The organism is Atopostipes suicloacalis DSM 15692 (assembly GCF_900129085.1).
In the GTDB taxonomy this organism is placed as follows: Bacteria; Bacillota; Bacilli; order Lactobacillales; family Carnobacteriaceae_A; genus Atopostipes; species Atopostipes suicloacalis.
This window is the reverse complement of sequence record NZ_FQUF01000007.1, coordinates 55,327-81,145: the sequence shown is the minus strand read 5'-3', so window position 1 is coordinate 81,145 and position 25,819 is coordinate 55,327. Positions and strand designations below refer to the sequence as shown.

Below are 25,819 nucleotides of genomic sequence, written 5' to 3'. Positions count from 1 at the left end.
GCTCTCAAGGTTGGCCGTAAGCTATCGGAATCCAAGAACTATCAAAAACAACGCATCAAAGTTGCGAAGATTCATGAAAGCATTAAGAACAAACGAACCGACTACCTGCATAAAATCTCGACCGAGATTGTCAAAAACCACGACATTATCGGCATCGAAGATTTGTTGGTAAAGAATATGGTTTTGAATCGCAAATTAGCCAAAGCCATCTCAGAAGTGAGTTGGGCAGAATTTCGTAACATGCTTGAATACAAAGCAAAATGGTACGGGAAAGAACTTGTCGTTGTTGCACGGAATTTCCCGTCCAGTCAACTGTGTTCTGAGTGTGGCTATCAAAATAAAGCTGTTAAGAATCTCACTGTTCGTGAATGGAAATGTCCAGAGTGCCATGCTCATCAGGACAGGGATATTAACGCAAGCATAAATCTGAAACAGGAAGCCTTAAGAATTTTAGCTTCCAAGACCGTAGGGACTACGGGGTTAGCCTAATCAAAATCCGACCAGTAGGTTGGAGTTCTTAGGAATCTCCATCTTCAAAATCCAAAGGATTTAAGGTGGAGTAGTTCAAAAGAAAGTAAAGGATGAATGTTTATAACCAATCGAAAGTATAAGTAAAGGAGCGAAGGAAGTTTATCTTCCGTATGATATGAAAACAGAAGCAGTAGCCATGATATTAGCTGGTGGACAAGGGTCGCGTTTAGGAAAATTAACCAAACAAACCGCTAAACCCGCCGTGTCCTTTGGTGGGAATTACCGCATTATTGATTTTGCCTTGTCCAACTGTGCAAATTCTAGAATAAATACGGTAGGGGTTGTGACGCAGTACCAGCCGCTTGTATTAAATGAGCACGTTGGAAATGGAGAAAATTGGGGATTAGATCGTCATAGTGGTGGAGCGACTATTTTACAACCTTATTCAAGTATTGATGGGGAAAAGTTCTTTAAAGGAACTGCTCACGCTATTTATCAAAATATTGAATATATCGATTTATACGATCCTGAATATTTGGTGGTTTTATCAGGCGACCATATTTATAAAATGGATTACGAAAAGATGCTGGAGTATCATAAAGCTAAAAATGCCTTACTTACCATCGCCGTTATGCCTGTCCCTTGGGAAGAAGCCTCAAGGTTTGGGATTATGAATACGGATGAATCGGGGCGGATTGTTGAATTTGATGAAAAACCAGAAGAACCAAAATCAAATTTAGCTTCCATGGGGATTTATATCTTTAATTGGTCTCGTTTGAAGAAATACCTTAAAGATGCGGTAGATAAAGGAACACCGATGGATGATTTTGGGCACCATGTTATCCCTGCTTATTTAAGAAATAGTGAATCAATTTATGCATATAAATTTGAAGGCTATTGGAAAGATGTAGGAACGATTGAAAGTCTTTGGGAAGCGAATATGGAATTTTTAGATCCTAATCATGAATTGGATATCCGTGATTCCTCTTGGCGAATCTTTTCAAAAATCCTAAATACAACCCCTCAGCAAATTATGGGCGATGCAAAAGTCAATGATTCTATGATTACGGACGGGTGTTATGTAGCAGGTGAGGTTAAGCACTCCATATTAAGTACTAATGTAAAGATTGGCCGAGGCTCGGTGGTCAAAGATAGTGTTATCATGCCCAATACAGTCATTGGAGAAAATTGTTTCATTGAAAAAGCCATTATTGGTGAAAATGCGCATCTGTATGATGGCGCACGTTTAATAGGTGAGAAAGGGAATATCGCTGTTGTTGGTAACGAAGAAAGAGTAGGAGGCTATAAAGATGAAGACTAGATATGCTGCTATATTGAACTTAGTTGAAGAAGAAAATAAATTATTACCTCTCACTAGGAGAAGGCCCGTTGCCAGTTTGCCGATTGCGTGTCGTTATCGTCTAATTGACTTTCCTTTTTCAAGTTTATTTAACGCGAAAGTACGCTCCGCCTCTCTTTTTATTTCTGGTTCTGGTCGTTCCCTTTATGACCATATGCGTTCAGGTACAAGTTGGGGCTTAGATAATGTTTCGGGTGGAGGAGTTTTCACGCATTCGCAAGTTCGTTTGAAATCTGAGACTATTCAAGAAGATGGCTACAGAGACTATTATGAAGATCACGAAATTTTTATTAATAAAGCGAACTCAAAATATGTTCTCCTAATAGGCTCTAATATTTTGGCAAATGTGGAAATGGATTCCTTGTTAAAATTCCATTTAGATGAAAAAGCAGATATTACAGTAGCTTATAAAAAAATTGTAAGAAATGCGGTAAAAAAAGATACTATTTTTTCAACCTATGATTTTGAAAAGAATGATGGAAATGAAATTATTGGGGTTACCCCTTTAGTCGATCTTCCATATGATCCAGCGCCTATTGCTTTTGGCTTAAACATTTTAGTCGCAAAAACATCCATCTTCTTAGAATATTTAGAGCAGTTAAAAGAAGAACATAAAATAGTTTCTGTAGAAAATGTGCTAAAGAAAGCCATTGAACACTCTGATATTAAAGTGAAAGGCTATGAATACACAGGGTATCTAAAACCGATTGAAGATATTCCAAGTTACTATGAAGCCAATATGGATATGTTAATTGAAAATAACTTCAATGCTTTATTTTATCGAGAATCTCCTGTCCTTACTAAATCCAAGAATTCAGCCCCTACTTATTATGGGAAAGGATCGAATGTAACAAATTCTTTGCTCGCCAATGATTCAGAAATATATGGAACAGTGGAAAACTCATTGATTTCAAGGAGAAACCTGGTCTTAAAAAATGCAAAAATCAACCATTCGATTGTTCTTCAAGACTGCTTTATTGATGAAGGGGTCCATTTAAATTATGTCATTCTTGATAAGAGGGTTTATGTTGAAAAAGGGGCTACATTAGAAGGTACAGAAGGGAATCCATTGGTTATTCCAAAAGGAGCACGTGTTCTATCTTCTGGTGAAATTGTGGAAGGAAGATTCAAATGAAATTATTGTTTGCGGCAACAGAGTGTGCTCCCTTCTTTAAAAGCGGAGGTTTAGGGGATGTTCTAGGGGCTTTGCCGAAAGAACTAGCCCAAAAAGATCACGAAGTACGGGTCATTCTTCCTTATTTTGTTCAACTGATTCCTGATAAATATAAAGAGGAAATAAAAGATGTGACTAATTTTACAGTTGAAGTGGGCTGGCGGAACCAATACTGTGGCATCAAAGAATTAAAATTGCAGGGAGTTACTTATTACTTTATTGATAATTTATATTATTTTGATCGACCCTCTTTATACGACTATGAAGATGAAGCAGAACGTTTTGCGTTCTTTCAATTAGCCGCGATTGAGATGTTAGAAGTGATAGATTATATTCCAGATATTTTCCATGTCAATGATTGGCAAACCGCTGTTATTCCAGTCCTTTTAAAAGACAAGTATGCATGGAAAGATAAATTGAAAAACACACGTACAGTTTTAACGATTCATAATTTAATGTTTCAAGGAATTTATGATCAATATGTCCTCTCTGATCTATTTGGGATAGGTTATGATGCTTTCCATGAACAGGGATTAAAATTTTATGATAATGTGAATTTTCTTAAGGGTGGGATTTATTATTCAGATTTAGTGACAACGGTAAGTCCAACATATGCCCTTGAAATTCAAACCCCAGCGTTTGGTATGGGCCTTGAGCAAGACTTACAAGCTGTGGAGAATAAGCTGGTCGGTTTACTGAATGGGATTGATTATGATCTTTATAATCCAGAGACCGATGAGACTTTACCCGCTATTTTTTCTATAGACGATTTAAAAGGAAAAGAAGTAAATAAAAAATCATTACAAGAGCATTTTGGTTTACCCATTGATCCTGATATTCCTTTAATGGGGATTGTGACTCGCTTAGATGAACAAAAAGGAATCCAATTAATTATTGATAGCTTGGATGAACTACTCGGATTTAGAAATGTTCAACTAGTTTTGTTAGGAACAGGGAAACCCTACTTTGAAGACACCTTTCGTTATTATATGGAAAAATACCCCGAAAATTTCAAAGGGCTACTTGAGTTTGATGTAAATCTCGCACAATTAATCTACGCAGGCTGTGATTTGTTTTTAATGCCCTCAGCTTTTGAACCTTGTGGATTAAGTCAATTAAATGCGATGCGCTATGGCACTTTGCCAATTGTCCATGAAGTGGGTGGACTAGCGGATACGGTTATTCCTTATAATCATGAAACGGGCGCCGGAACTGGTTTTTCCTTTTATGATTTTACTGCAGAGACGATGCTACATACCATTGATCATGCACTTACGATTTACTATGATTTCCCTGAGCAATGGCATCAACTCATTCGCCAAGCCATGCAAAAAAATCATAGTTGGAGCAAGGCCGCACAAGCCTATATCGATCAATACAAAATTTTAACTGCCTAGGGCTCACCTGTGCTTATAACTTAAGCATGAACTCAAGGTAAAATACGATGGGGTGCTAGCTGTTTAAAAAAAGACAAATTAAAAACGAGTAACTTTTTGATATCGTTACTCGTTTTTATGTCGTGTTTTTAAGCGAAGCTAAAGTATAAGATGACAAGAACTCCTACAACAATTCGGTACCAACCAAATGAACTGAAATCGTTGTTTTGAATGTAGTTCATTAAGAATTTAATCGCTACGATTGAAACTAAGAACGAAGTAATACAGCCTACTGCTAGGATAATTAATTCTTCAGGAGTGAAGTTAAATCCAAAACTAAAGAGTTTGACTAAGCTCGCTCCTAACATTACAGGAATGGACATGAAGAAAGAAAATTCGGCAGCTATCGGACGATCTGTTCCGAGTAAAATTCCTCCTACGATCGTTGAGCCTGAACGAGATGTTCCAGGAATCAAAGATAAAATCTGAAAGAGTCCGACTTGAAAAGCTTTCATAAAGGAAAAGTCATCCCAGCTTTTAATGGGCATGGTTCGTGCTTTATTTCGACGTTCAATGATAATAAATGCTACCCCATAGACAATTAAAGCAATAGAAACTGTCTGCCAGTTAAAGAAATAAGAATCGACTAAATCATCAAACAATAAACCGATAATTCCAACCGGGATTACTCCGACAATCACTTTGATCCAAATATTCCAAGTTCTTTGTTTGGCTTCTTTCGTTGGCTGCATAAAAGGGTTCAACCGTTTAAAATATAACAAGATCACTGCAAGTACGGAAGCCAATTGGATAACTACAAAATACATTTCTTTAAATTGACTACTTTGATCTAAGACCAAAAATTCGTCGACTAAGATCATGTGTCCGGTACTACTAATAGGCAACCATTCAGTAATCCCTTGAACGATTCCTAAAATAATAGATTTTAAAATTTCAATTAACAATATATACACTCCTAGCAATTTTTTTACTTGAACATGATACCCCATATCTTATGGAAAACCAAAGTAATTTTCAATAATTGATGAAAGAAATTAAAGAATCGAAGGAACTTCTTAAAGATTTCATAAATTTAACTCGTCTTAAGGTGGAAATGAGAGCGCTTTGTAGTTTATAATGATAAAGTATGGATAGGAGGAAAATTTGTGGCTTTTGAACGAAAAGAAGTTGAAAAAGAAGAACCGAAATCAGTCTTATGGTCGATTTTAAAGTGGTATTGGCTTTTAATTCCGACCTTTTATTTTCTGTTTTTTATCCCCAACGCTTCACAGCAGGGAGAGTTGGCACCAGGCGTTGCCTTAAATCTTATGCTTCAAATGGTAAATTACGGATTAGCAGGTATCATGACGGTCACCCATCCGGTAGAAAAATCAAAAACAGGGCTAGCAGATAATTTTTTAAAGTTAGCAGCTGTCCAACAATTTTTAGCACAAAATATTTTTGGACTTATTTTAACTGTAATTGTTTGGTACCAATTGCCTTATAAGGTGGATGCCGAAAAGGTAGAACCTGAAGAATTAGAGAAATGGCACTTTCAGCCAAAAACGATTTACATCATTACCGGGGTTCTCTTAGCGGTCACATTATTGGTCGTGTTTGGACAATTTAGAATGAATTAATTATAAATAAAAAAACATAGAAAGAGGGAGAAAGAAATGGGACTATTTGATTTTTTGAAAAGTGGAAAAGAGAAGACAATCGAGCTTTATAATCCAGTGGATGGTGAAGTGATTCCAATTGAGGATGTTTCAGATCCCGTATTTTCACAAAAAATGATGGGGGATGGGTATGGAGTTGAACCTACAAACGGTGAGATTTATCCACCAGTTGAAGGGGAAGTTGTTTCTGTTTTTCCAACAAAACATGCGCTTGGTTTAAAAACCGACAATGGCATTGAAGTTTTGGTTCATATTGGAATAGATACCGTTGAATTAGAAGGGGCTCCTTTTGAAGTGTTTGTATCTGAAGGAGACAAAATTACGAGCGAAACAAAAATTGCTCAAGTAGATTTAGAGGCTTTAAAGGAACTTGATAAACCCGATACAGTAATTATTGTCTTCACCAATATGGATGATGTTGACAACTTTACGATTGACCAGAATGGCCCTCAAACGCATGGAGAAGTCATTGGATCGGTTACAGCAAAATAAAAAACGTATCACCTTATTGACGAAAGGTCGGCAAATTTCTTTGCCGATCTTTTTTTACGGAAAAAAAGAAGCAATAATTGTCCTCCTAGGTAAAATACGACGCAGAAAGGCTCAGTTAGTCTTTTTGGTTATTGAATAAGCAGGAGAATAGAAATACGAGACATTTTTGCAGAAAATGTCCAATAAACTAAAAATACGAGACATTTTTCGAAAAAATGTCTAATAAACTAAAAATACGAGACATTTTCCTGAAAAATGTCCAATAAACTAAAAATACGAGACATTTTTCGAAAAAATGTCTAATAAATTAAAAATACGAGACATTTTTCGAAAAAATGTCTAATAAATAAATCCCGAGATTTCTGTGTGTTCAGAATTTCTGTATTGTACATTAAAATTATCCAGTTTAGTCCTGTCCTATTAGACAGAGAACGCCTTTCATGTCTAATAGAACTTCTCTAATTGGATTTAGAATACTTAAAAAAATTCCTAAATCAGTTACCCATCTAATAAAGTAAAAAAGAGCCTAGAACAATAATTCTGTTCTAGGCTCTAATGATTTCTTTACAGAAATTCAATTAAATTTTAAAAGAAACGATTTAAAGAGCGACACAGACGACTTCAGGTGCTTCTACATCTTTTTGCAACAAGGTTAATGTTCCATCTTCTTGGTTTCTTTCAAATAAACTTAAATTATCTGAATCTTGATGTCCTACGATTAAATAATTTTCTGTTTCATCAAAATTAAAGTCACGGGGTGTTTCGCCCTCGGTAGGAGTATAACCAACAAGCGTTAGTTTACCATCTTCATCCGCTTTATAGACTACAATAGAATCATGACCACGATTAGAAGCGTAAACAAATTGTCCATCGCTTGATACACGAATCGCTGCTCCACCATTAAAGCCTGTATGATCTTCTGGAATAGTAGAAATCGTTTGTTTTTCTGTAAACTCTCCGGTCATTGGATTGTAATCAAGAACTAAAACGTCATTACTTAATTCTCCAAAAAGATAAGCGACTTCTAGTGTCGGACTAAAGGCAATATGACGTGGACCAGTTCCGGGAGCAACTTTCAGGCGTACTACCTCTTCAAGTTTTCCTTCTTCAGTTACTTCATATGTGTATAATTCATCGGTTCCTAAATCACAAACAATGACAAAATTTCCATCAGGAGATAAGTCACTATAATGAACATGAGGACTACCTTGGTTTTCATGAACAGAGCTGCCTGTGTGTGCAACCATATCTAGAAGTTCTAAGTTACCTTCTACATCTGTCTTATAAACAGCTACCTCGCCATTGTGATAATTAGATGTATAAAGATATTGACGGTTAGCATCAAATGCAACATAGCATGGTGAAGCACCGTCTTTTACTAGCTCTGCATGACGTTTATAAGTCCCATCGTCTTGCTTAACAAGAGTGACAATTCCACCTTTATCATTTTCGCTAATGACTGAATAAATAATACTTTTATCTTCGTTTGTATCCAAATATGTTGGACTACCCACTTCTGCAAGTAGAGTGACTTCATCTAATTGATTCGTTACTGGATTAAGAACAGCGCTGTAAATCCCTTCACTCACTCTGCGAGTATATGTACCTAATAATAATTGTGTTGACATTATTATATATCCTCCTCTTTCAAATTTACCTTATATAAACAGTATAACAAAACTAAATCAAGTCTTCCTACTCAAAACGTTTATTCTCTTCAAATAAAGTAAAATAGTCCAAAAGAAGTTAAAATGTTATGGTAGAATAAGAAATAAATGTTATTTGTAAAGGAGATTAAAATTATGGAACAACAGGAAAACAAAAAACAAACAAAATTAATTGAAAAAACATGGTTTTGGAAATATATTTTAGATAATAAATTTGTTTCAATCTTGTTCATTATGCTGCTTACGTTTCTAACGATTTTTGCTTTTACAAAAATATTGCATCTTTTTACACCCTTGGAGTTGATTTTCTCCATAGTAGGGCCTCCGGTTATTTTTGGGATTCTTTTTTACTATCTCATAAAACCCATGGTCGATTTTATAGAAAGAAAAGGCTTATCTCGTCCGCTTTCGGTATTGCTTGTATTTGTGGCGATTATTTTAGTGGTTGTATTAGCGATTGCTTTTATTATTCCAGGTATACAGAATCAATTTAATCAGTTAATTGAAGAGTTTCCTAAGATTTGGGATTCTGTGATTTCACAAATTGAAGACTTACTCTACAATGAAGGCTTTACGGAAATATACCAACAATTTCAGGCCACCGATATTATGAATCGGGTCACGGATCAAATGAGCAATATTTTTACAGCGACTATAGGGAGTATTGGAAATGTAGCCGGAATTATTACAAGAGTTTTGCTTACAATTGCCACGATTCCTTTTGTTTTGTATTATTTATTAGTGGATGGGGAACGTTTTAAAAAATCAATCCTAGAAGTTGTGCCAACACGTGCTCGTCCAGTTATGATTCGATTTATACAAGAATCAAGTAAGCAAGTAGGTTCTTACGTGCGAGGAGAGTTGTTGGTCGCTGTTTCGGTAGCCATTATGTTTTATATTGGTTATTTAGTCATTGGTTTAGATTATGCTTTAATTCTATCGATTCTTGCAGGTGTTTTAAATTTAATTCCTTACTTAGGTTCGATTATGGCTTCTGTTCCTGCTTTAATTATTGGGGCCTTTATTTCGCCAGTACAGTTAGTGAAAGTGATTATTGTTATTGTGATCGAACAAACGCTAGAAGGTCGAGTCATTAGTCCACAAATATTAGGAAATAAATTAGAAATACATCCACTGGTCATTTTATTTATTTTATTAGTCGCCGGAAGTTTGTTTGGTTTTATGGGGCTAATATTAGCTGTTCCAGGATTTGGTATTCTACGAGTCATTTGGAATTTGTTTTTTGACTGGCTTAAAGAAAATTACGATTTTTATGAAGAAAATCCAGAAAAATAAAGATAAAAAAATAGAATATTTAAATGAAACAACCAGTTTTTCTAGGCTGGTTGTTTTCTTTTCATTTGAATTTAATGTAGACTTGAGCTACAATGATTAAATGTATTGTTTGCCTAATAAGGTTTGTCAGGAGGGAAAACCATGTATACGGAAACATTTCAAAATTTGAGTCAGCAAAAGAAAGAACGCATTATCCATGCGGCATTGACTGAGTTTTCAGCTCATCCATTTAATGAAGCATCTATAACAAATATCGTAAAAAATGCAGATATTTCTAGAGAAAGTTTTTATCAATATTTTGACAATAAAGAAAATCTATATCAATTCTTAGTTGCCGATTTATACAATAAACATCGAGAAGATTTAGTTCATATCTTAAAGGACAATGAAGGAGATTTATACTCCTCGTTGATGGAATTCTATGATCATTATATTGATGAGATTGTGAATTCAAAGTACTTCGCCTTTTATAAAAATACATTCACATACGTCAATCATCATTTAATTGGTCAAAATGGCATCCTCAGTTTATCCGATCAACCCACCTTTCGTAAAAAACAACAAGAACAGTTTTTAAAAGTTATAAATATAAAAAATTTAAAAGCTGAAAATAATATGGAAGTATTGGAATATATCTATTTTATTGTCAATACAATTCATCATATGATTCTTGATGGATTTGTTAATGACCTTTCTTTGGAAGGTATCAAAAAGAGAAGTTTCCGAGCAGTGGAATGGCTTTATTATGGCATTCAAAAAGAAAAATAGAAACAGAAAGTAGATGATAGTATGAGAAGAATAACTAAAATGCTCAATCCAAAACGAGTAGCATGGCTATTTATATTTTTAGTTATTCAGGTAGTCTCGATGTTAGCAATCCCCACAATCTCGGCTGAAATCATAGATAATGGTGTGGCCACGGGCGATATAGATTATATTATAAAATATGGTTTGATCATGATAGCAATAGCCTTTTTTGGCTTTGCAAGTGCTATTTCAGCGGTTTACCTATCTTCCACTGAATCACAAGCAGTCGGAGCTAAATTACGCGAACAATTATTTGATCAGATATTAAATTTCACAAACGAAGAAATTGATCAATTTGGAACATCCACTCTAATGACTCGAACAACCAGTGATGTTTTACAAATACAACAAGTGTTAGTGATGGCCTTACGATTTTTAATTATGGACCCTTTAAGAATCTTAGTGGCTGCGACCTTAGCCTTTACAAGAGAACCAAAACTTGCTTTTGTATTTTTAATCATTGTTCCAATTCTTTTATTTTTCATTGTTATTATTTTAAGAAAAGTAAATCCGCTCTTTCGTTCAATACAAATAAAAACCGATAGATTGAACCGAATCTTTCGAGAAGGTTTAACGGGTATTCGTGTTATTCGAGCGTTTAACCGTGAAGAGTATGAAGAAGAAAGATTTGATGAAGCAAATGAAGACTATGCTCAAACTTCTATCGCCGCCCATATATATATGTCTTTTTTAGACCCATTGATGATTTTGCTAACAAGTGCAACTTCTATCATGATTATTTGGTTCGGTGCACAATACATTAGTGTAGGTGAAATGGCGGTTGGAAATTTAGTCGCATTTACTTCTTATTCATTTAATATCTTAATGGGTATTATGATGCTATCTATGATTATAACGATGATTCCACGTATGCAAGTGGCGATTGAACGGGTGTATCAAATTTTAGATGCTCAAAATCAAATTGTAGATACAGATCGACCAGCTACTTTAGATGCATATGGGAAGGAAGTTAGTTTGGCGTTTAATCATGTGGATTTCCGCTATCCAGGTGCTGAAAAATTAGCCTTGAAAGATATTGATTTTTCTTTAAAAGATGGAGAAAAAATTGCCATCATTGGAGGTACAGGTGCTGGGAAATCGACCTTAGCGAACTTAATCTTAAGGTTATATGATATTGAGTCAGGTTCAATAAAAATAAACGGATTAGATATTAAACACGTTACCCAACATGATCTTCGTGAAATGATTGGCTTTGCAACCCAAAATGCCTTGTTATTTTCAGGAACCATTCGTGAAAACCTGAAATATGGAAACGAAGAGGCAACGGATGAAGAATTATGGCATGCTTTAGAAGTGGCACAAGGAGCAGATTTTGTGTCGAATCTTTCAGATGGCCTAGATTCTAGAGTCGAACAAGGGGGAGCCAACTTTTCTGGTGGGCAACGTCAACGTCTAAGTATCGCCCGTGCCTTAGCAACCGATGCTAAAATTTTAGTTTTTGATGATTCTTTTTCTGCGCTTGACTTTAGAACAGATGCTCAATTACGTAAAGCTTTAGAGCCAGAAACAGAAGACAAAGCTGTTATTATTATTGCGCAAAGAATTAGTACAGTAGTGGATGCCGATCAGATACTAGTTCTAGATAAAGGAGAACTCGCTGGAAAAGGAACCCATGAAGAATTGAAAGCATCAAATGAAGTTTATCAAGAAATTATTGAATCTCAAATGAAAGGAGAGGATATTTAATGGCTAAAAATAATGAAGCACCATTGCGTGCACGAAAGCCTAAAAACTTTTGGGGTACTGTCCGTCGATTAATTGGATATATGTCGACTCGTGCTTGGGCTTTAGTTGCCACAGTATTCTTTGCGGCAGGTGCTGCGCTCTTTTCAGCGTTTACACCGACTATTTTAGGAAATGCAACAACTGAAATCTTTAACGGTTTTAAAGAAGGGCTTGCACTGCGAGAAGCAGGCGAAACAGTGACGACTTTCCCCATTGACTTTGAGGCCATTGCTCGGATCTTATTGCTTTTAGGAACTCTGTATATTTTAGAAGCTATTTTTAGATATGCACAAAGTTACATTACTGGTGTGCTTGCTCAACGAACCGTTTATGATTTGAGAAAAGATCTAAAAGAAAAACTTGGACAACTTCCTATCGAATACTTTGATACCAATTCTGTTGGAGATGTTATGTCTCGTGCGGTAAATGATATGGAACAAATCGCGAATACCTTACAGCGCTCCTTATCACAATTTATTATGGCCATTGTAACCTTTGTAGCTGTACTGGTTGCTATGCTTTCTGTAGATGTAAAAATGTCTTTAATCGTATTTGCGAGTGTGGGACTCAGTACTTTATTTATTGCGATTATTGCTCCGAGATCTCAAAAACAATTTTCAAAACAACAACAAGTCGTCGGTTCTTTAAATGATCGAGTAGAAGAAGTTTATTCAGGACATACAATTGTTAAAACCTATAATCGAGAAGCAGACGAAATTTCGCGTTTGACCGATCATAGTAATGATTTATATGAAGCGTCTTGGAAAGCTCAATTTTATTCTGGAATTATGATGCCGGCTGTGAACTTTGCTCGAGATTTAGGTATTTTTGGGATCACTCTATATGGTGGTTTTGGAGTGCTTAGAGGGGCTGTTCCTTTAGGAAATGTTCAGGCATTTATTCAATATGTGAACCGGTTTTCTCAACCGGTTCGACAAGTTGCTCAGTTAGCGAATAATATTCAAATAACTATTGCATCTTGTGAACGTGTTTTTGAAGTATTAGATGAACCTGAAATGGAAGAAATCCATTCAAATGTAGAAGTCAAAGAAGACTCACCATATGCAGTTGAATTTGAACATGTTCAATTTAAATATAGTGATATGGAAGAATTATTGATGACTGACTTTAATTTACAAGTTGAGCCTGGAGAAATGATTGCGGTCGTCGGACCTACTGGGGCTGGTAAATCAACTCTTATTAACTTGTTGGAGCGATTTTATGATGTTAATGGCGGAAGTATTCGTTATTACGGTAAGGACATTCGAGATATCGATCGAGAAGAATTAAGGGAAAAATTCTCAATGGTTTTACAAGATACTTGGTTATTCAATGGAACCATTTGGAATAATATTGCTTATGGAAATGACGAAGCGACAGCTGAAGATATTCTGAGAGCTTCTAAAGCTGCTTATGTGGACGATTTTGTTCGTCGTTTACCTCAAGGGTATGACACAGTTTTAAATGAGGAAGCAACAAACATTTCTCAAGGACAAAAACAATTAATTACTATTGCTCGAGCTTTCTTAGCCGATCCAGATATTTTAATTTTAGATGAAGCAACTTCTTCTGTTGATACACGAACAGAAGTGTTGATTCAAACGGCTATGGAAAATGTTCTTGCACGACGTACAAGTTTTGTGGTGGCTCACCGCTTATCTACGATTCAAGATGCGGATAAGATTATTGTGATGAACCATGGGGATGTTGTAGAAACAGGTAAACATAGAGAATTATTGGATAAAGGCGGTTTCTACGCGGATATCTATAATGCTCAGTTTGCTACTCCAGAAGATGAAGCTTTTGCTTAAAATGAATAAAGGATAAACAAAAACGAGTCGTTTCAACTCATCATAAGTTGAGAACGGCTCGTTTTTTATTTGTAGACTAAAAACATCTTGGATTTATGTTTATGGATGAGAAGCAATAATATGAAGATTCCCATCTAATTCCCATTTTTGAATTTGGTTTGGAAGGATAAAGTGGTCACCTTTAGAAATAGGGTAAGATTGACCATCCGCTTCTAATGTACCTTCACCGTCAATGACACTAACGAGGGTATAAAAGGATTCTTGAGTAAAGGAAACAGGTCCGTCTATTTTCCATTCGAAGACTGTGAAAAATGGATTAGAAACTAAAGTAGTGATTTGACCATTTTCTAGATCTTCTGTTGTAGGCTCCACTGGATTCTCTTTTGCCGGAACCGTGGTGACATCAATAGATTCTTCAATATGTAACTCTCGAGGGTTTCCTTCGTCATCCACACGATCGTAATCATACAAACGGTACGTTGTGTCACTTGATTGCTGCGTTTCCAGAACCATAACGCCACTTCCTAAGGCATGAATAGTGCCGCTTGGAACATAGAAAAAGTCTCCAGCTTGAACTTCGACTTCTTTTAGCAATTGATCCCATTTACCTGCTTCAATAAGTTCACGTAGTTCATCTTTTGTTTGGGCAGTATGTCCATAAACAATTTTTGACCCAGGATCAGCAGATAACACATACCAGCATTCGGTTTTACCTAATTCACCTTCGTGAGCTAGTCCATAGGCATCATCAGGGTGCACTTGTACAGATAAATCTCCTTGTGCATCAATAATTTTAGTTAGAAGAGGGAACACTTCTCCTGGTTGATTTCCGAATAATTCACGATGGTTTTCCCATAATTGATCCAAGGCTTGGCCTTTGTATTCTCCATTTAAAACGGTCGTTACGCCATTTGGATGAGCGCTGATTGCCCATAATTCTCCTGTTTTATCGCTGGGAATGTCATACCCATAGTTCTCTCTAAGTTTTGTTCCACCCCATATTTTTTCTTGTAAAACACCTTTTAAAAATAATGGTTCCATATCTACACTCCATTCAAGTTTGTACTCTTTATTGCATATAGTGTATCACAGATGAATGGCTAAAATGAATATGGATTTATGAATATGAATTAATCTCGTGAAAGATCGATTAAAAAAGATCACGTATAAATTATGTGCCAGCAAGTGACGATAACCTTGTGCTTTTTGCTTTCATTCGTTATAATTTTTAAGGATATATAAAGTATAAGATTCTTGAATGACTTGAGAGGTTGAATGGAATGGCACAATTATATTTTAGGTATGGAGCAATGAATAGTGGAAAATCTATTGAAGTATTAAAGGTTGCCCATAATTATGAAGAACAAAATAAAGCAGTCAGAATTTTTACAAGTGGTGTTGACGATCGAGATGGAGTAGGTGTCATTTCAAGCCGAACAGGAATGCGTCGAGAAGCTATCCCTATTTTAGAAGATACAGATATTTTCGAAAAAATAAAAGCAGAAAACGAAAAAATCTGGTGTATCTTAATTGATGAAGCTCAGTTTTTAACGAAAGAAAATGTATTACAACTGACGCGTATTGTGGATGAGTTGAATATTCCGGTCATGGCTTTTGGATTAAAGAATGATTTCATGAACAACCTGTTTGAAGGATCTAAATATTTATTGCTATATGCTGAAAAAATAGAAGAAATTAAAACCATTTGCTGGTACTGCGCCAAAAAAGCGACGATGAATTTACGAATGAGTGATGGCAAACCTGTCTATGAAGGAACCCAAATTCAAATCGGTGGAAACGAAAGCTATTTCCCTGTTTGCCGTTACCATTATTTTAATCCAGTTATCGAAGAAGGAAGCGAGTAAAATATGGATATTTTTGATCAATTAGAAAATTTAGAGATTCGTTATGATGAAATTAATGCAATGCTCAGTGATCCAGAGATTACAAAGGACTCCAAAAAATTAACTGAGCTCAGTAAAGAAGAAGGGGACCTTCGAGAAACGGTTCAAGTGTACCGCGAGTATAAAAAAATACTGGCTGATTTAGAAGGAACGGAAGAAGTATTAGCTGATTCTTCCGATGCGGAGTTGACTGAATTAGCGGAACTTGAAAAAGAAGAGTTACTTGAAAGCAAAGAAAATAGTGAAGAAGAGTTACGTATTTTATTAATCCCTAAAGATGAAAATGATGGAAAAAATATTATTATGGAAATCCGTGGAGCAGCGGGTGGAGATGAAGCTCAATTATTTGCAGGGGATCTTTTCCATATGTACCAAAAGTATGCTGACAAGCAAGGATGGCAAACGGAAGTCCTTGAATCTCATTCCACAGGGATTGGCGGATACAAAGAAATTATTCTATCCATAAGTGGAAAAGAAGTCTATGGAAAGCTTAAATACGAAAGCGGAGCGCACCGTGTACAACGAGTGCCGGAAACAGAATCACAAGGTCGCGTGCATACGTCTACCTCTACCGTACTAGTTATGCCTGAAGTAGAAGATGTAGAAATCGATATCAATCAAAGCGACATTCGAGTAGATATTTACCGAGCAAGTGGAGCGGGTGGACAGCACGTAAACATGACGGATTCAGCGGTTCGATTGACCCATGAACCCACAGGAATTGTTGTAGCTATGCAAGATGAACGCTCACAACTAAAAAACCGAGAAAAAGCGATGAAAATATTACGTTCAAGAGTCTTTGAATTCTACGAACAACAAGCCCAAGCAGAAGTGGATGCTGAAAGAAAATCTACGATTGGTACCGGAGATCGTTCTGAAAGAATAAGAACTTATAACTTCCCTCAAGGACGAGTAACCGATCACCGGATTAATTTAACCGTTCATAAATTAGAACAAGTACTAAATGGCGAATTAGATGAAATTATTGAATCCTTACGTTTACAAGATCAAGCACAAAAATTGGAGCAATTGTAAAATGACAAAAAATAATCCTCCTTCTGCCACCTATCGTGAAGTCCTGCAACGGGCTTCTTCTTTTTTAGAAAAAAAGGGATATTCTGGTTTTGCGGCTGAATGGCTATTGCGTGAACGATTAAATTGGACGAAAACCGACCTAGTAAAACACGACCGAGAAATGATGCCTACGCAGGAGCGTGATCAGTTTGAGAAAGACCTAAATCAGTTAATCAAAGGACAACCCATGCAACAAATTATTGGTCATGATTGGTTTTTTGATCGCAAATTTAAAGTCACGTCAGATACATTGATTCCGCGACCGGAAACAGAAGAATGGTTAGATCAGGTGTTCAAGCAATTACCAAGCACTCCCTTAAACATCTTAGATATTGGGACGGGGACTGGCGTTTTAGCCATTACTACAAAACTTGAGCGTCCATTTGATACAGTAACAGCCACCGATATTAGCGAAGCAGCTTTAGCGGTTGCTTGTGAAAATGCAAAAGCTTTAAAGGCGGAAGTAACATTCAAAAAAGGCAATTTATTTGAACCGGTAGAGGGGGAAATGTTTGACGTTATTTTAAGTAATCCACCTTACATTAGTAAAAATGAGCTGAATGTAATGGACCAATCCGTCATTGATTATGAACCAAAAATGGCTCTCTTTGCGGAAGAGGATGGCTTAGCCGTTTATCAAGAACTTGCCCGCTCAATTTCTGGGTATATTAAACCAAAAGGATTTATCTTTTTAGAAATTGGGTATAAACAAGGACCAAAAGTTACTGAGATTTTTAAAGAAACTTTTCCAGAGGCAAAAATAGATATTTGGCAAGATTTTAGTGGTTTAGATCGTGTAGTCGCTATTTCTTGTGTATAATGTGGATAAGCCCTGTGGACAACTGTGTATAACTAAGGAAAAGAGCTTGAAACGTCACTTTTTACTGTGAATAATAGAAAAACTATCCACAGAATCACATCATCTTGTTGATGAAGAGATGAAGAAAGGAAAAAATAAATGGAGACCTTAAAATTAACAGAAAACGACATAAAAAAAGCGGCTCAACTTATTCAAAAAGGAGACATTGTCGCGTTTCCTACAGATACGGTCTACGGCTTAGGGGCTGATGCAACCAATGAAGAAGCTGTTTTGAAAATTTTTGAAGCAAAAGGAAGACCGGCTGATCGGCCGATAAGTGTCTTAGTAAGTCAGGTGGATGATTTGGATAAGTATGCTAAAGAGGTTCCGATTGAAGCAAAAAAGTTAGCCACTAAATTTTGGCCAGGACCTTTAACGATCCTATTAAAAAATGCGCACGCTTTTGCTTCATCTGTAACAGTAGGCAGAGAAACAGTAGGGCTGCGGATGCCAGATAATCCTATTGCTCTCCAATTTATTGAGGCATGCAAAGTTCCACTAGCTACTCCAAGCGCAAACTCTTCGGGACGCCCAAGTCCTACTTTAGCAGAACATGTGCATAGTGATTTAGATGGAAAAATTTCAGCAGTGATTGACGGAGGAGAAACTTCTTTTGGGATTGAATCGACCGTTCTAGATTTTTCAAATCCAATAGAACCGACTATCTTAAGACCCGGAAATATTTCAAAAGAAGCCATTGAAAAAGTCATTGATCGAAAAGTTTATTTTCTAGAAGAGGCTCCATCAATAAACTTCAGTGATATAACCCACACAAAAGCTAAACACTATGAACCGACCATTCCCGTATATATCGTAACGTCTAACTTTGAAGCCGCCATTTATGAAATGACAAAGAGAGAGGAAACAGTTGGTTTGCTGGCAAGTGAAGAAGTTGTTCAAAAATACAAAGAGCATGTGAAAGCGACCTTTGCCCTTTGTAAAGATAAGGATGTAAATACTGCCAATCGCAACTTATTTAATGGCTTGCGGACGATGGAAAAATCAAAAGCATCCGTTCTGTTAGTAGAAGCTTTTGATGAAGGGGAAATGGGAATGGTCTACATGAACCGCTTGCAAAGTGCCGCTAATAATAAATTCATATAATAATCTTTTTAAAAGAGTAGATTTTAGTTGATATATTTAGTAATATTGTAAGGATGAAAAAAGCAGTATAAAAAAAGGAGCTAAAAAAATGGAAAACTTTCATGTTTTAAAACACCCTTTAATCGAGCATAAACTAACAATCCTTCGCGATAAAAATACAGGTACAAAAGATTTTCGAGAATTAGTTAATGAAGTCGCTCGTTTACTTGCTTATGAAGTGTCTAGGGACTTACCACTCGAAGAAGTTGAGATTGAAACACCTATAGGAAAAACAATCCAAAAAACATTAACAGGTAAAAAAGTAGTTGTCGTCCCTATCTTAAGAGCAGGGCTCGGTATGGTAGATGGTATTTTAGACTTAATTCCTGCAGCACGTGTAGGTCATGTAGGTCTTTATCGTGATGAAGAAACCATGCAACCTGTGGAATATTTCGTAAAAATGCCTAATAATCTAGAAGATCGCCATATGTATGTGGTAGATCCAATGTTAGCTACTGGAGGTTCTGCAATTGCAGCAATAGATTCTGTCTTAGAACGCGGAGCCAAAATAGAAAACATTAAATTTATCTGTGTAGTAGCAGCTCCTGAAGGGATTAAAGCTTTACAAGAAGCTCATCCTGAAGTAGAAATCTACACAGCTGCACTAGATGAAAAATTAAATGATGATGCGTATATTGTTCCAGGCTTAGGAGATGCTGGAGATAGACTTTACGGTACACTTTAATTTTTAAAATGATGTCTCATTGATTTAGAGAACAGATTTCAGAAGAAGGGATACTCTATGGAATTTATTCGAGTACAGTCATTGATTACTTTATTTTCACATTTATTTTTTATAGGACTTAGTTACTGGGCTTCACAAAGTTTACGAGCAGATCATTTATTTAAAAAGAATGCTCCCCAGCAATTGAGAGTTTTTTATGTGTTATTTGCTATAACTATTGGTTATACAGTAAGTAACTTTTTCTTAGATTTTATGAATTATTCACAAAATCTATTGACTTTTTTTCAGTAAACTTAATTTCCTTCAATTTTTAAGGCTTCATCTTTAATTTGTGAGATAAGTTTTGTTATACTGAAAAAAATGATAATAATAATGATAATTGCTCGTGAGTTGAAAGTTATTTTCTTTACTTATAACCATCAACGTTTAAAAAAATGAATAAATAACGAACTTAAGAAATGAACCATTGTGGTGATTAAAAATATGCTGGAGGTATTTTATAATGGATTCGATTATTGTAAAGGGTGGTAATCGTCTTACAGGTACTGTAGAAATAGAAGGTGCTAAGAATGCGGCTTTGCCGATATTAGCAGCGAGTATCTTAGGCGAACAGAAACCAAGTAAATTTACAAATATTCCTTTGCTATCAGATGTTTATATTATGAAAGAAGTTTTACAATACTTAAATATTGCGATTGATTTTAATGAAGATGAAAAGACTATGTCCGTGGATGCAACGATGCCTTTGAAATCTGATACCCCTTTTAAATTTATGAATAAGATGCGCGCATCTATTGTGGTTATGGGACCTTTATTAGCTAGAAATGGAAGAGCCTATGTGGCTATGCCAGGAGGTTGTTCCATTGGATCGAGACCAATTGATTTACATTTAAAAGGTTTTGAAGCGATGGGTGCTAAAATTGAACAAGGAAATGGATACTTAGAAGCAACGGTTGATCAATTACAGGGAGCAGATATTTACTTAGATTTTCCAAGTGTAGGTGCAACCCAAAATATTATGATGGCTGCAACTCTTGCAAAAGGTGAAACAACCATTGATAATGCGGCACGTGAACCCGAAATTGTTGACTTAGCAAATTACTTAAACTTAATGGGTGCCAAAGTAGTGGGAGCTGGAACAGAAACCATCCGAATTGAAGGAGTTTCTGAATTGACTGGAACAAACCATTCAATTATTCCAGATCGTATTGAAAGTGGAACTTATATGGTTGCTGCTGCTATTACAGAAGGTGACGTTCTCATTGAAGATTGTGTCTCTGAACATAATCGTCCACTGATTTCTAAATTACGTGAAATGGGCGTTACAATCACTGAAGAAGAAAAAGGGGTTCGAGTGATTGGACCAAAAGAACTAAAACCAACGGATATCAAAACACAACCTTATCCAGGTTACCCAACCGACATGCAAGCACAAATGACGATTGCCCAACTAAAAGCAAAAGGAACAAGTGTAGTCAATGAAACAGTATTTGAAAATCGTTTTATGCATTTAGAACAAATGCGAAAAATGAATGCCGACTTCCTTATTGATGGACAATCAGCAATTATAAATGGCGGAAAAACACTTGAAGGGGCAGAAGTCGCTTCTACTGATTTACGTGCTTCAGCGGCATTAATTCTAGCAGGATTAATTGCTGAAGGATATACGCGTGTGACAGCCATTAATCACCTAGATCGTGGTTATTATAAACTGCATGAAAAATTTGCTGCATTAGGCGCAAACATAGAACGTGTATCAGGAACCGAAGAAAAAGTAGCAGAAAAACAAGAAGTTTAAAGCAATGAATTAAACTAAATAAAAATAATGAAAGACTTTCTATTTCTTCTATGAATATTGAAGGTCTTTTTTTACTGGATTAATCAAATGTTTATGGTTATAATATTGACCTGTATAGTTTCTAGCGATTGAATATTGTATTTTGTTTATTTATCCAGTAAAATAGACAGGATGAATAAAATCCGGTAATTAAAAATATTAATTGATTCAAGATAATAGATGAACCCAAGTGAAGATTCAGGAGGAAATAGATTCATGGCAAAAGATATAGGGATTGATTTAGGAACAGCCAATGTTCTTGTTCACATAAAAGGTAAAGGAATTGTTATTAATGAACCAGCAGTCGTGGCAATAGATACCAATACTCGTGAAGTATTAGCTGTTGGTGAAGAAGCATATTTAATGGTGGGACGTACTCCAGGAAATATTAAAGCCATTCGCCCATTAAAAGGCGGAGTCATTGCTGATTTTGATATTACAGAAGCTATGCTGGCTTATTTTATCGATAAAATTAATGTAAAGAGCTTTTTATCAAAGCCAAATATCATTATTTGTACTCCAACAAACGTTACAGCTATCGAACAAAAGGCAATCATTGAAGTGGCTGAAAAAGCTGGGGGTAAAAATGTTTATTTAGAAGAAGAGCCAAAAGTAGCAGCAATTGGTGCAGGTATGGATATCTTCCAACCAAGTGGAAATATGGTCATTGATATTGGTGGTGGAACAACTGACGTTGCAGTTCTCTCTATGGGAGGCATTGTAACCAGTATGTCTATTAAAAAAGCTGGAGATTCTTTAGATTACGATATTAAAGAATACGTAAAAAGAAAACATGGCTTATTAATTGGTGACCGTACAGCTGAAAATATTAAAATTGAAATTGGTGAGGTCTTCGATAAAGAACGTAAGGAATCAATAGATATTCGTGGACGTGATATGGTTTCAGGCTTGCCAAAAACAGTGACGATGACTTCAAATGAAACTTTAGAGGCAACAAGAGAATCTATGCAAGAAATAATCTCAGCTGCAAAAGATGTCTTAGAAAAAACACCTCCTGAATTATCAGCGGATATTATTGACCATGGTGTCATTACTACAGGTGGTGGGGCAATGTTACATGGTATTGACCAATTGTTAGTGCAAGAATTGAAAGTCCCTGTATTTAAAGCAGAAAGTCCACTAGATTCAGTGGCTTTAGGAACAGGTATTTTATTAGAAAATATCAACAAACTCCAAAGGAATTAATAATCACCTTATTTAGAAAGCAGGCTAAAAATGAATTGGACCAATGTTTTAAAAAGCACATTATTTTATCTTTTACGATTTTTGTTAATCGTCTTATTAATTATAGTAGCTTTTGCGGTTGGAGCCATGCTAGGATATAGTGTTATTGGTGATGGTGCAAACCCAATGGACATTTTCAATCGAGAACTTTGGGAGCATATTTTAAATTTTGTTTTTTAGTTCTAAAGTGAAAAATTAAATAATAAAAGATAAGAGCATTTTCTTTATCTTTTGAGTGTCGGTTAATCTGTGAAGATTAGCCGGCACTTTTTTTAGGTTTTACGTTAAATTTGAGTCTTTTTTAGAGAATTTTCTCCTAAAATAAAAAAACGCAATATTTAAAAGTTTTTTCGAGAAAATGCGATTTTTATGCAAATTATATATATAGAGGGTTTTTATGAAATGATTGGCTCACTTTAGTTTCATAAAGATCTGATAAATATTTTAGGAGGGATCGAATGAATCGATTAACTGTTGTCGGAAGAATTGTTCGTGATGTAGAACTAAGGGAAGTTGGAGATGGAAAAATAGTGATGAATAATACTTTGGCCATCCCAAGAACGTATAAAGTGGATCATGGTCAAGAAACGGATTTTATTAATTTTGTAGCATGGGGTAAACGGGCGGAACTTATTGAAGAATATTGTGACAAAGGAAATCTGGTAGGTTTGGATGGTAAAATTCAATCTCGCAATTATGAAAATGATAAAGGACAAACCGTTTATGTTGTAGAAATGTTAGTAGATAGTGTTCATTTTTTACAACCAAGGAATTCAACCCGACGCAGAAATCGCCAAAAGCAGGCGAAAAACTAAATAGAAAAGAATAAATGGTAGAAAATTTAAAATAAAAGGTTAAAAAGGATAGCTTCTCTTTAAAAGAGGGAAGTTGTTCTTTTTTATCGCTTACTTTTGAGTGTCGATAGGGGATTTATCTTAAAAACATAATAAATTCTTCATATTTTCGTCGTATACTATATAATGAGGTTAATTATAGAAAATGAGGGATTACAATGCACATTTTGATGATAGAAGATAACGAATCCGTTTGTGAAATGCTTCAGATGTTTTTTGAAAAAGAAAATTGGCAGGTGACATTCATTCATGATGGTCAAGAGGGCTTAGATGAATATAAAAATAATCAAGAAATGTATGATTTATTGATTTTAGATATTATGCTTCCTTCACTTGATGGGATGACGATCTGTCGGGAAGTCAGAAAGTTTGATTCGCAAATTCCAATTATTATGTTAACAGCTAAAGATACTGAAAGTGATGAAGTAATTGGCTTAGAAATTGGTGCTGATGACTATGTGACAAAACCTTTTAGTCCATTAACCTTAGTGGCACGTATAAAGTCTACAGTAAGACGAGTAGAAATGCCTGGAGAAGTCGTAGAAGCAAAAAGCAATTATGATATCGACACAGAAAATTTAAAAATAAATAAAAATACAAGAGAAATCATTTTATATGGAGAACCATTAGAAGATTTAACTCCTAAGGAATTTGATTTACTGTTTACCTTGGCTAATAGCCCTCGAAGAGTTTTCTCAAGAGAACAATTGCTTCAACAAGTTTGGGAGTATGAGTATTTTGGAGATGAACGCACGGTAGACGCACACATTAAAAAATTACGACAAAAATTATTAAAAAATGGACCTCAAGTGATTCAAACCGTCTGGGGTGTCGGGTATAAATTTGATGATTCTGGTGATTTTGAATGAGAATGCGATTTCCATACATCTATCAATTAATGCTCGGATTTTTATTAGTCATTCTTACACTGATGTCAATTACGTCCTTTTCAATTATTCATTTTGGCCGGAATCAGGTAATTAACGAAGTAGAAGAGACCTTTTTAAATTATGCAAGCTTAATTGAAGAGACTGGTTTTGATGAAAATCAATTAAATTCTTATAACCAGATTTTTGGAAATCAAGGGATTGAATATGGGATATTTGATCAAGAAGGAGAATTAGAATATCCTCAAATAAATCAAGACTTTCAATCAAACTTGTCTGAACAAGACTTGAAAACATTAAAAGCGGGTGAATCTTTACTTCTCCGAACGAAGCCAAATACGTTAAGAAAAAATAATCGTGATACGGTCTCTATTTATGTTCCAATTTTTACAAAAGATCATAGATATCAAGGGTTTATTGGCTTGGGACGTCCAGTAAGTTATATTGAAAACAATATGGATGAACTGAAAGGAAATGTTTTAAAAGCTTTTCTTATTTCAACAATTTTTGCAGTAGTCGTAAGTTTACTTCTTTCCTTTTACTTGGTTTATCGGGTAAACCGGTTGAGTAAAGCTACTCAAAAGGTAGCAACGGGCGACTATGATATTTATATTAGCCACAGTAATCGTGATGAAATTGATCGCTTGTCTGCTGATTTTAATAAAATGATTAAAGCATTGAAAGAATGGCGGAGTGAAGTGTTACACCTTGAAGAAAGACGTAAAACTTTTATGCAAGATGTAGCACATGAAATGCGTACACCTCTAACCACAATTAATGGTCTCCTAGAGGGACTGGAGTACAATGTTTTTGATGAAGAACAAGAAATGCGCAGTATTAAAATTATGCGAAAAGAAACCACGCGTTTAATTCGCCTTGTCAATGAAAATCTAGATTACGAAAATATCCAGTCCAATCGAATTGTCCTAAATAAACATCATTTCCCCTTAAATGAAGCGATGACGGAAATTACGGAACAGCTCACGCCAATTGCTATTGAATCCAATAATGAAATTGTTCTTAATGAAGATGTCAAAAATATCATGGTGTACGCTGATTTTGATCGTTTTAAGCAGATTATTGTTAATTTAATAAAAAATTCCCTTCAATTTACGACGAATGGAATGATAACGATAGATGCTGCAGAGACAAAAGAGTCCAGTCATATCATCATTTCTGATAATGGGATTGGTATGTCAGCAGAACAGATGGAAAATATATGGGATCGTTACTATAAAGCAGATTCCTCTCGGAAAAATACGAAATATGGCGAATCTGGCTTAGGTTTACCTATAGTTAAGCAGCTAGTAGAACTTCATGATGGGGATATAGACGTGAAAAGTGAATTAAATAAAGGGACAACGTTTATTATAAAGTTCCCTAGAAAAAAACTGAAGAAAGTAGAAGAATAAAGAAATATGATAAAATATTCATTCTTTTTGTTTCTTTATT

The 25,819-nt window shown here is 35.5% G+C and carries 25 protein-coding genes; 22 read left to right on the top strand and 3 right to left on the bottom strand.

Features of this window, described 5'->3' with window-relative positions; genetic code table 11:
• The 4 genes from BUB96_RS03095 to glgA form a co-directional block, all read left to right on the top strand.
• The coding region (locus BUB96_RS03095; protein ID WP_143274267.1) for an RNA-guided endonuclease TnpB family protein at positions 1–489 on the top strand (489 nt) is incomplete at its 5' end.
• A 157-nt stretch (positions 490–646) separates the two neighbouring features.
• Entirely contained in the window at positions 647–1,792 is a 1,146-nt protein-coding gene (locus BUB96_RS03090; protein WP_073296240.1) for a glucose-1-phosphate adenylyltransferase, read from the top strand.
• A complete protein-coding gene (glgD, locus tag BUB96_RS03085; protein ID WP_084136776.1) occupies positions 1,782–2,966 on the top strand; it encodes a glucose-1-phosphate adenylyltransferase subunit GlgD in 1,185 nt (394 codons plus the stop codon). Before BUB96_RS03090 ends, glgD begins: the two co-directional genes overlap by 11 nt.
• Positions 2,963–4,402: a glycogen synthase GlgA gene (gene glgA, locus BUB96_RS03080; RefSeq protein WP_073296234.1), complete on the top strand. Its 1,440-nt coding sequence runs from the start codon at positions 2,963–2,965 to the stop codon at positions 4,400–4,402. The genes glgD and glgA overlap by 4 nt, the downstream gene beginning before the upstream one ends.
• A gap of 128 nt (positions 4,403–4,530) precedes the next feature.
• On the opposite strand, the gene BUB96_RS03075 is transcribed toward glgA, so the two are convergent.
• Complete coding sequence (locus tag BUB96_RS03075; RefSeq protein ID WP_073296265.1) at positions 4,531–5,349, bottom strand: undecaprenyl-diphosphate phosphatase; 819 nt, start codon at positions 5,347–5,349, stop codon at positions 4,531–4,533.
• A 198-nt stretch (positions 5,350–5,547) separates the two neighbouring features.
• On the opposite strand from BUB96_RS03075, the gene BUB96_RS03070 reads away from it, so the two are divergent.
• A complete protein-coding gene (locus BUB96_RS03070; protein ID WP_073296231.1) occupies positions 5,548–6,021 on the top strand; it encodes a hypothetical protein in 474 nt (157 codons plus the stop codon).
• Positions 6,022–6,057: 36 nt separating this feature from the next.
• Positions 6,058–6,552, top strand: coding sequence for a PTS sugar transporter subunit IIA (locus BUB96_RS03065; protein ID WP_073296228.1), 495 nt, complete (start codon positions 6,058–6,060; stop codon positions 6,550–6,552).
• A 599-nt stretch (positions 6,553–7,151) separates the two neighbouring features.
• On the opposite strand, the gene BUB96_RS03060 is transcribed toward BUB96_RS03065, so the two are convergent.
• Positions 7,152–8,180 (bottom strand): lactonase family protein, encoded by a 1,029-nt coding sequence (locus BUB96_RS03060; RefSeq protein WP_073296225.1) that lies wholly within the window; start codon positions 8,178–8,180, stop codon positions 7,152–7,154.
• Positions 8,181–8,354: 174 nt separating this feature from the next.
• Between BUB96_RS03060 and BUB96_RS03055 the strand changes: the two genes are divergently transcribed.
• The 4 genes from BUB96_RS03055 to BUB96_RS03040 all read left to right on the top strand — a co-directional run bounded on the left by BUB96_RS03055 (position 8,355) and on the right by BUB96_RS03040 (position 13,879).
• Positions 8,355–9,515 (top strand): AI-2E family transporter, encoded by a 1,161-nt coding sequence (locus tag BUB96_RS03055; RefSeq protein WP_073296223.1) that lies wholly within the window; start codon positions 8,355–8,357, stop codon positions 9,513–9,515.
• Positions 9,516–9,656: 141 nt separating this feature from the next.
• Positions 9,657–10,283 carry a TetR/AcrR family transcriptional regulator gene (locus BUB96_RS03050; RefSeq protein ID WP_073296220.1) on the top strand — a complete coding sequence of 209 codons (627 nt, stop codon included), beginning with the start codon at positions 9,657–9,659 and terminating at the stop codon, positions 10,281–10,283.
• 21 nt (positions 10,284–10,304) lie between these two features.
• Positions 10,305–12,029: an ABC transporter ATP-binding protein gene (locus BUB96_RS03045; protein WP_073296216.1), complete on the top strand. Its 1,725-nt coding sequence runs from the start codon at positions 10,305–10,307 to the stop codon at positions 12,027–12,029.
• The gene (locus tag BUB96_RS03040) at positions 12,029–13,879 is read left to right on the top strand and encodes an ABC transporter ATP-binding protein (RefSeq protein ID WP_073296213.1); all 1,851 of its coding nucleotides are present in this window, start codon (positions 12,029–12,031) and stop codon (positions 13,877–13,879) included. The genes BUB96_RS03045 and BUB96_RS03040 overlap by 1 nt, the downstream gene beginning before the upstream one ends.
• A gap of 99 nt (positions 13,880–13,978) precedes the next feature.
• On the opposite strand, the gene manA is transcribed toward BUB96_RS03040, so the two are convergent.
• Positions 13,979–14,920 carry a mannose-6-phosphate isomerase, class I gene (gene manA, locus BUB96_RS03035; protein ID WP_073296210.1) on the bottom strand — a complete coding sequence of 314 codons (942 nt, stop codon included), beginning with the start codon at positions 14,918–14,920 and terminating at the stop codon, positions 13,979–13,981.
• A 239-nt stretch (positions 14,921–15,159) separates the two neighbouring features.
• On the opposite strand from manA, the gene BUB96_RS03030 reads away from it, so the two are divergent.
• The 12 genes from BUB96_RS03030 to BUB96_RS02975 all read left to right on the top strand — a co-directional run bounded on the left by BUB96_RS03030 (position 15,160) and on the right by BUB96_RS02975 (position 25,779).
• Positions 15,160–15,744, top strand: coding sequence for a thymidine kinase (locus BUB96_RS03030; protein WP_073296207.1), 585 nt, complete (start codon positions 15,160–15,162; stop codon positions 15,742–15,744).
• A 9-nt stretch (positions 15,745–15,753) separates the two neighbouring features.
• Complete coding sequence (gene prfA, locus BUB96_RS03025; protein ID WP_073296261.1) at positions 15,754–16,818, top strand: peptide chain release factor 1; 1,065 nt, start codon at positions 15,754–15,756, stop codon at positions 16,816–16,818.
• Position 16,819: 1 nt separating this feature from the next.
• Positions 16,820–17,677: a peptide chain release factor N(5)-glutamine methyltransferase gene (prmC, locus tag BUB96_RS03020; protein ID WP_073296203.1), complete on the top strand. Its 858-nt coding sequence runs from the start codon at positions 16,820–16,822 to the stop codon at positions 17,675–17,677.
• 138 nt (positions 17,678–17,815) lie between these two features.
• A complete protein-coding gene (locus BUB96_RS03015; protein WP_073296199.1) occupies positions 17,816–18,820 on the top strand; it encodes an L-threonylcarbamoyladenylate synthase in 1,005 nt (334 codons plus the stop codon).
• 88 nt (positions 18,821–18,908) lie between these two features.
• The gene (upp, locus tag BUB96_RS03010; protein WP_073296195.1) at positions 18,909–19,544 is read left to right on the top strand and encodes a uracil phosphoribosyltransferase; all 636 of its coding nucleotides are present in this window, start codon (positions 18,909–18,911) and stop codon (positions 19,542–19,544) included.
• 57 nt (positions 19,545–19,601) lie between these two features.
• Entirely contained in the window at positions 19,602–19,835 is a 234-nt protein-coding gene (locus tag BUB96_RS10705) for a DUF1146 family protein (RefSeq protein WP_073296191.1), read from the top strand.
• 211 nt (positions 19,836–20,046) lie between these two features.
• On the top strand, positions 20,047–21,342 hold the full coding sequence (gene murA / locus BUB96_RS03000; RefSeq protein WP_073296186.1) for a UDP-N-acetylglucosamine 1-carboxyvinyltransferase: 1,296 nt from the start codon (positions 20,047–20,049) through the stop codon (positions 21,340–21,342).
• A gap of 255 nt (positions 21,343–21,597) precedes the next feature.
• A complete protein-coding gene (mreB, locus tag BUB96_RS02995) occupies positions 21,598–22,587 on the top strand; it encodes a rod shape-determining protein MreB (protein WP_073296183.1) in 990 nt (329 codons plus the stop codon).
• A gap of 30 nt (positions 22,588–22,617) precedes the next feature.
• Positions 22,618–22,806: a DNA-directed RNA polymerase subunit beta gene (locus BUB96_RS02990; RefSeq protein ID WP_073296180.1), complete on the top strand. Its 189-nt coding sequence runs from the start codon at positions 22,618–22,620 to the stop codon at positions 22,804–22,806.
• A 278-nt stretch (positions 22,807–23,084) separates the two neighbouring features.
• Positions 23,085–23,441 carry a single-stranded DNA-binding protein gene (locus BUB96_RS02985; protein ID WP_073296177.1) on the top strand — a complete coding sequence of 119 codons (357 nt, stop codon included), beginning with the start codon at positions 23,085–23,087 and terminating at the stop codon, positions 23,439–23,441.
• A 197-nt stretch (positions 23,442–23,638) separates the two neighbouring features.
• The gene (locus tag BUB96_RS02980) at positions 23,639–24,349 is read left to right on the top strand and encodes a response regulator transcription factor (protein ID WP_073296174.1); all 711 of its coding nucleotides are present in this window, start codon (positions 23,639–23,641) and stop codon (positions 24,347–24,349) included.
• The gene (locus BUB96_RS02975) at positions 24,346–25,779 is read left to right on the top strand and encodes a sensor histidine kinase (protein WP_084136771.1); all 1,434 of its coding nucleotides are present in this window, start codon (positions 24,346–24,348) and stop codon (positions 25,777–25,779) included. The genes BUB96_RS02980 and BUB96_RS02975 overlap by 4 nt, the downstream gene beginning before the upstream one ends.
• Positions 25,780–25,819: the final 40 nt, after the last annotated feature.

What these genes read in the sequence shown, in the direction of transcription:
- BUB96_RS03090 (WP_073296240.1), top strand. Translation starts at nt 647, where the DNA reads ATGAAAACAGAAGCAGTAGCCATGATATTAGCTGGTGGACAAGGGTCG.
- glgD (WP_084136776.1), top strand. Translation starts at nt 1,782, where the DNA reads ATGAAGACTAGATATGCTGCTATATTGAACTTAGTTGAAGAAGAAAAT.
- glgA (WP_073296234.1), top strand. Translation starts at nt 2,963, where the DNA reads ATGAAATTATTGTTTGCGGCAACAGAGTGTGCTCCCTTCTTTAAAAGC.
- BUB96_RS03065 (WP_073296228.1), top strand. Translation starts at nt 6,058, where the DNA reads ATGGGACTATTTGATTTTTTGAAAAGTGGAAAAGAGAAGACAATCGAG.
- BUB96_RS03060 (WP_073296225.1), bottom strand. Translation starts at nt 8,180, where the DNA reads ATGTCAACACAATTATTATTAGGTACATATACTCGCAGAGTGAGTGAA.
- BUB96_RS03055 (WP_073296223.1), top strand. Translation starts at nt 8,355, where the DNA reads ATGGAACAACAGGAAAACAAAAAACAAACAAAATTAATTGAAAAAACA.
- BUB96_RS03050 (WP_073296220.1), top strand. Translation starts at nt 9,657, where the DNA reads ATGTATACGGAAACATTTCAAAATTTGAGTCAGCAAAAGAAAGAACGC.
- BUB96_RS03045 (WP_073296216.1), top strand. Translation starts at nt 10,305, where the DNA reads ATGAGAAGAATAACTAAAATGCTCAATCCAAAACGAGTAGCATGGCTA.
- BUB96_RS03040 (WP_073296213.1), top strand. Translation starts at nt 12,029, where the DNA reads ATGGCTAAAAATAATGAAGCACCATTGCGTGCACGAAAGCCTAAAAAC.
- manA (WP_073296210.1), bottom strand. Translation starts at nt 14,920, where the DNA reads ATGGAACCATTATTTTTAAAAGGTGTTTTACAAGAAAAAATATGGGGT.
- BUB96_RS03030 (WP_073296207.1), top strand. Translation starts at nt 15,160, where the DNA reads ATGGCACAATTATATTTTAGGTATGGAGCAATGAATAGTGGAAAATCT.
- prmC (WP_073296203.1), top strand. Translation starts at nt 16,820, where the DNA reads ATGACAAAAAATAATCCTCCTTCTGCCACCTATCGTGAAGTCCTGCAA.
- BUB96_RS03015 (WP_073296199.1), top strand. Translation starts at nt 17,816, where the DNA reads ATGGAGACCTTAAAATTAACAGAAAACGACATAAAAAAAGCGGCTCAA.
- upp (WP_073296195.1), top strand. Translation starts at nt 18,909, where the DNA reads ATGGAAAACTTTCATGTTTTAAAACACCCTTTAATCGAGCATAAACTA.
- BUB96_RS10705 (WP_073296191.1), top strand. Translation starts at nt 19,602, where the DNA reads ATGGAATTTATTCGAGTACAGTCATTGATTACTTTATTTTCACATTTA.
- murA (WP_073296186.1), top strand. Translation starts at nt 20,047, where the DNA reads ATGGATTCGATTATTGTAAAGGGTGGTAATCGTCTTACAGGTACTGTA.
- mreB (WP_073296183.1), top strand. Translation starts at nt 21,598, where the DNA reads ATGGCAAAAGATATAGGGATTGATTTAGGAACAGCCAATGTTCTTGTT.
- BUB96_RS02990 (WP_073296180.1), top strand. Translation starts at nt 22,618, where the DNA reads ATGAATTGGACCAATGTTTTAAAAAGCACATTATTTTATCTTTTACGA.
- BUB96_RS02985 (WP_073296177.1), top strand. Translation starts at nt 23,085, where the DNA reads ATGAATCGATTAACTGTTGTCGGAAGAATTGTTCGTGATGTAGAACTA.
- BUB96_RS02980 (WP_073296174.1), top strand. Translation starts at nt 23,639, where the DNA reads ATGCACATTTTGATGATAGAAGATAACGAATCCGTTTGTGAAATGCTT.
- BUB96_RS02975 (WP_084136771.1), top strand. Translation starts at nt 24,346, where the DNA reads ATGAGAATGCGATTTCCATACATCTATCAATTAATGCTCGGATTTTTA.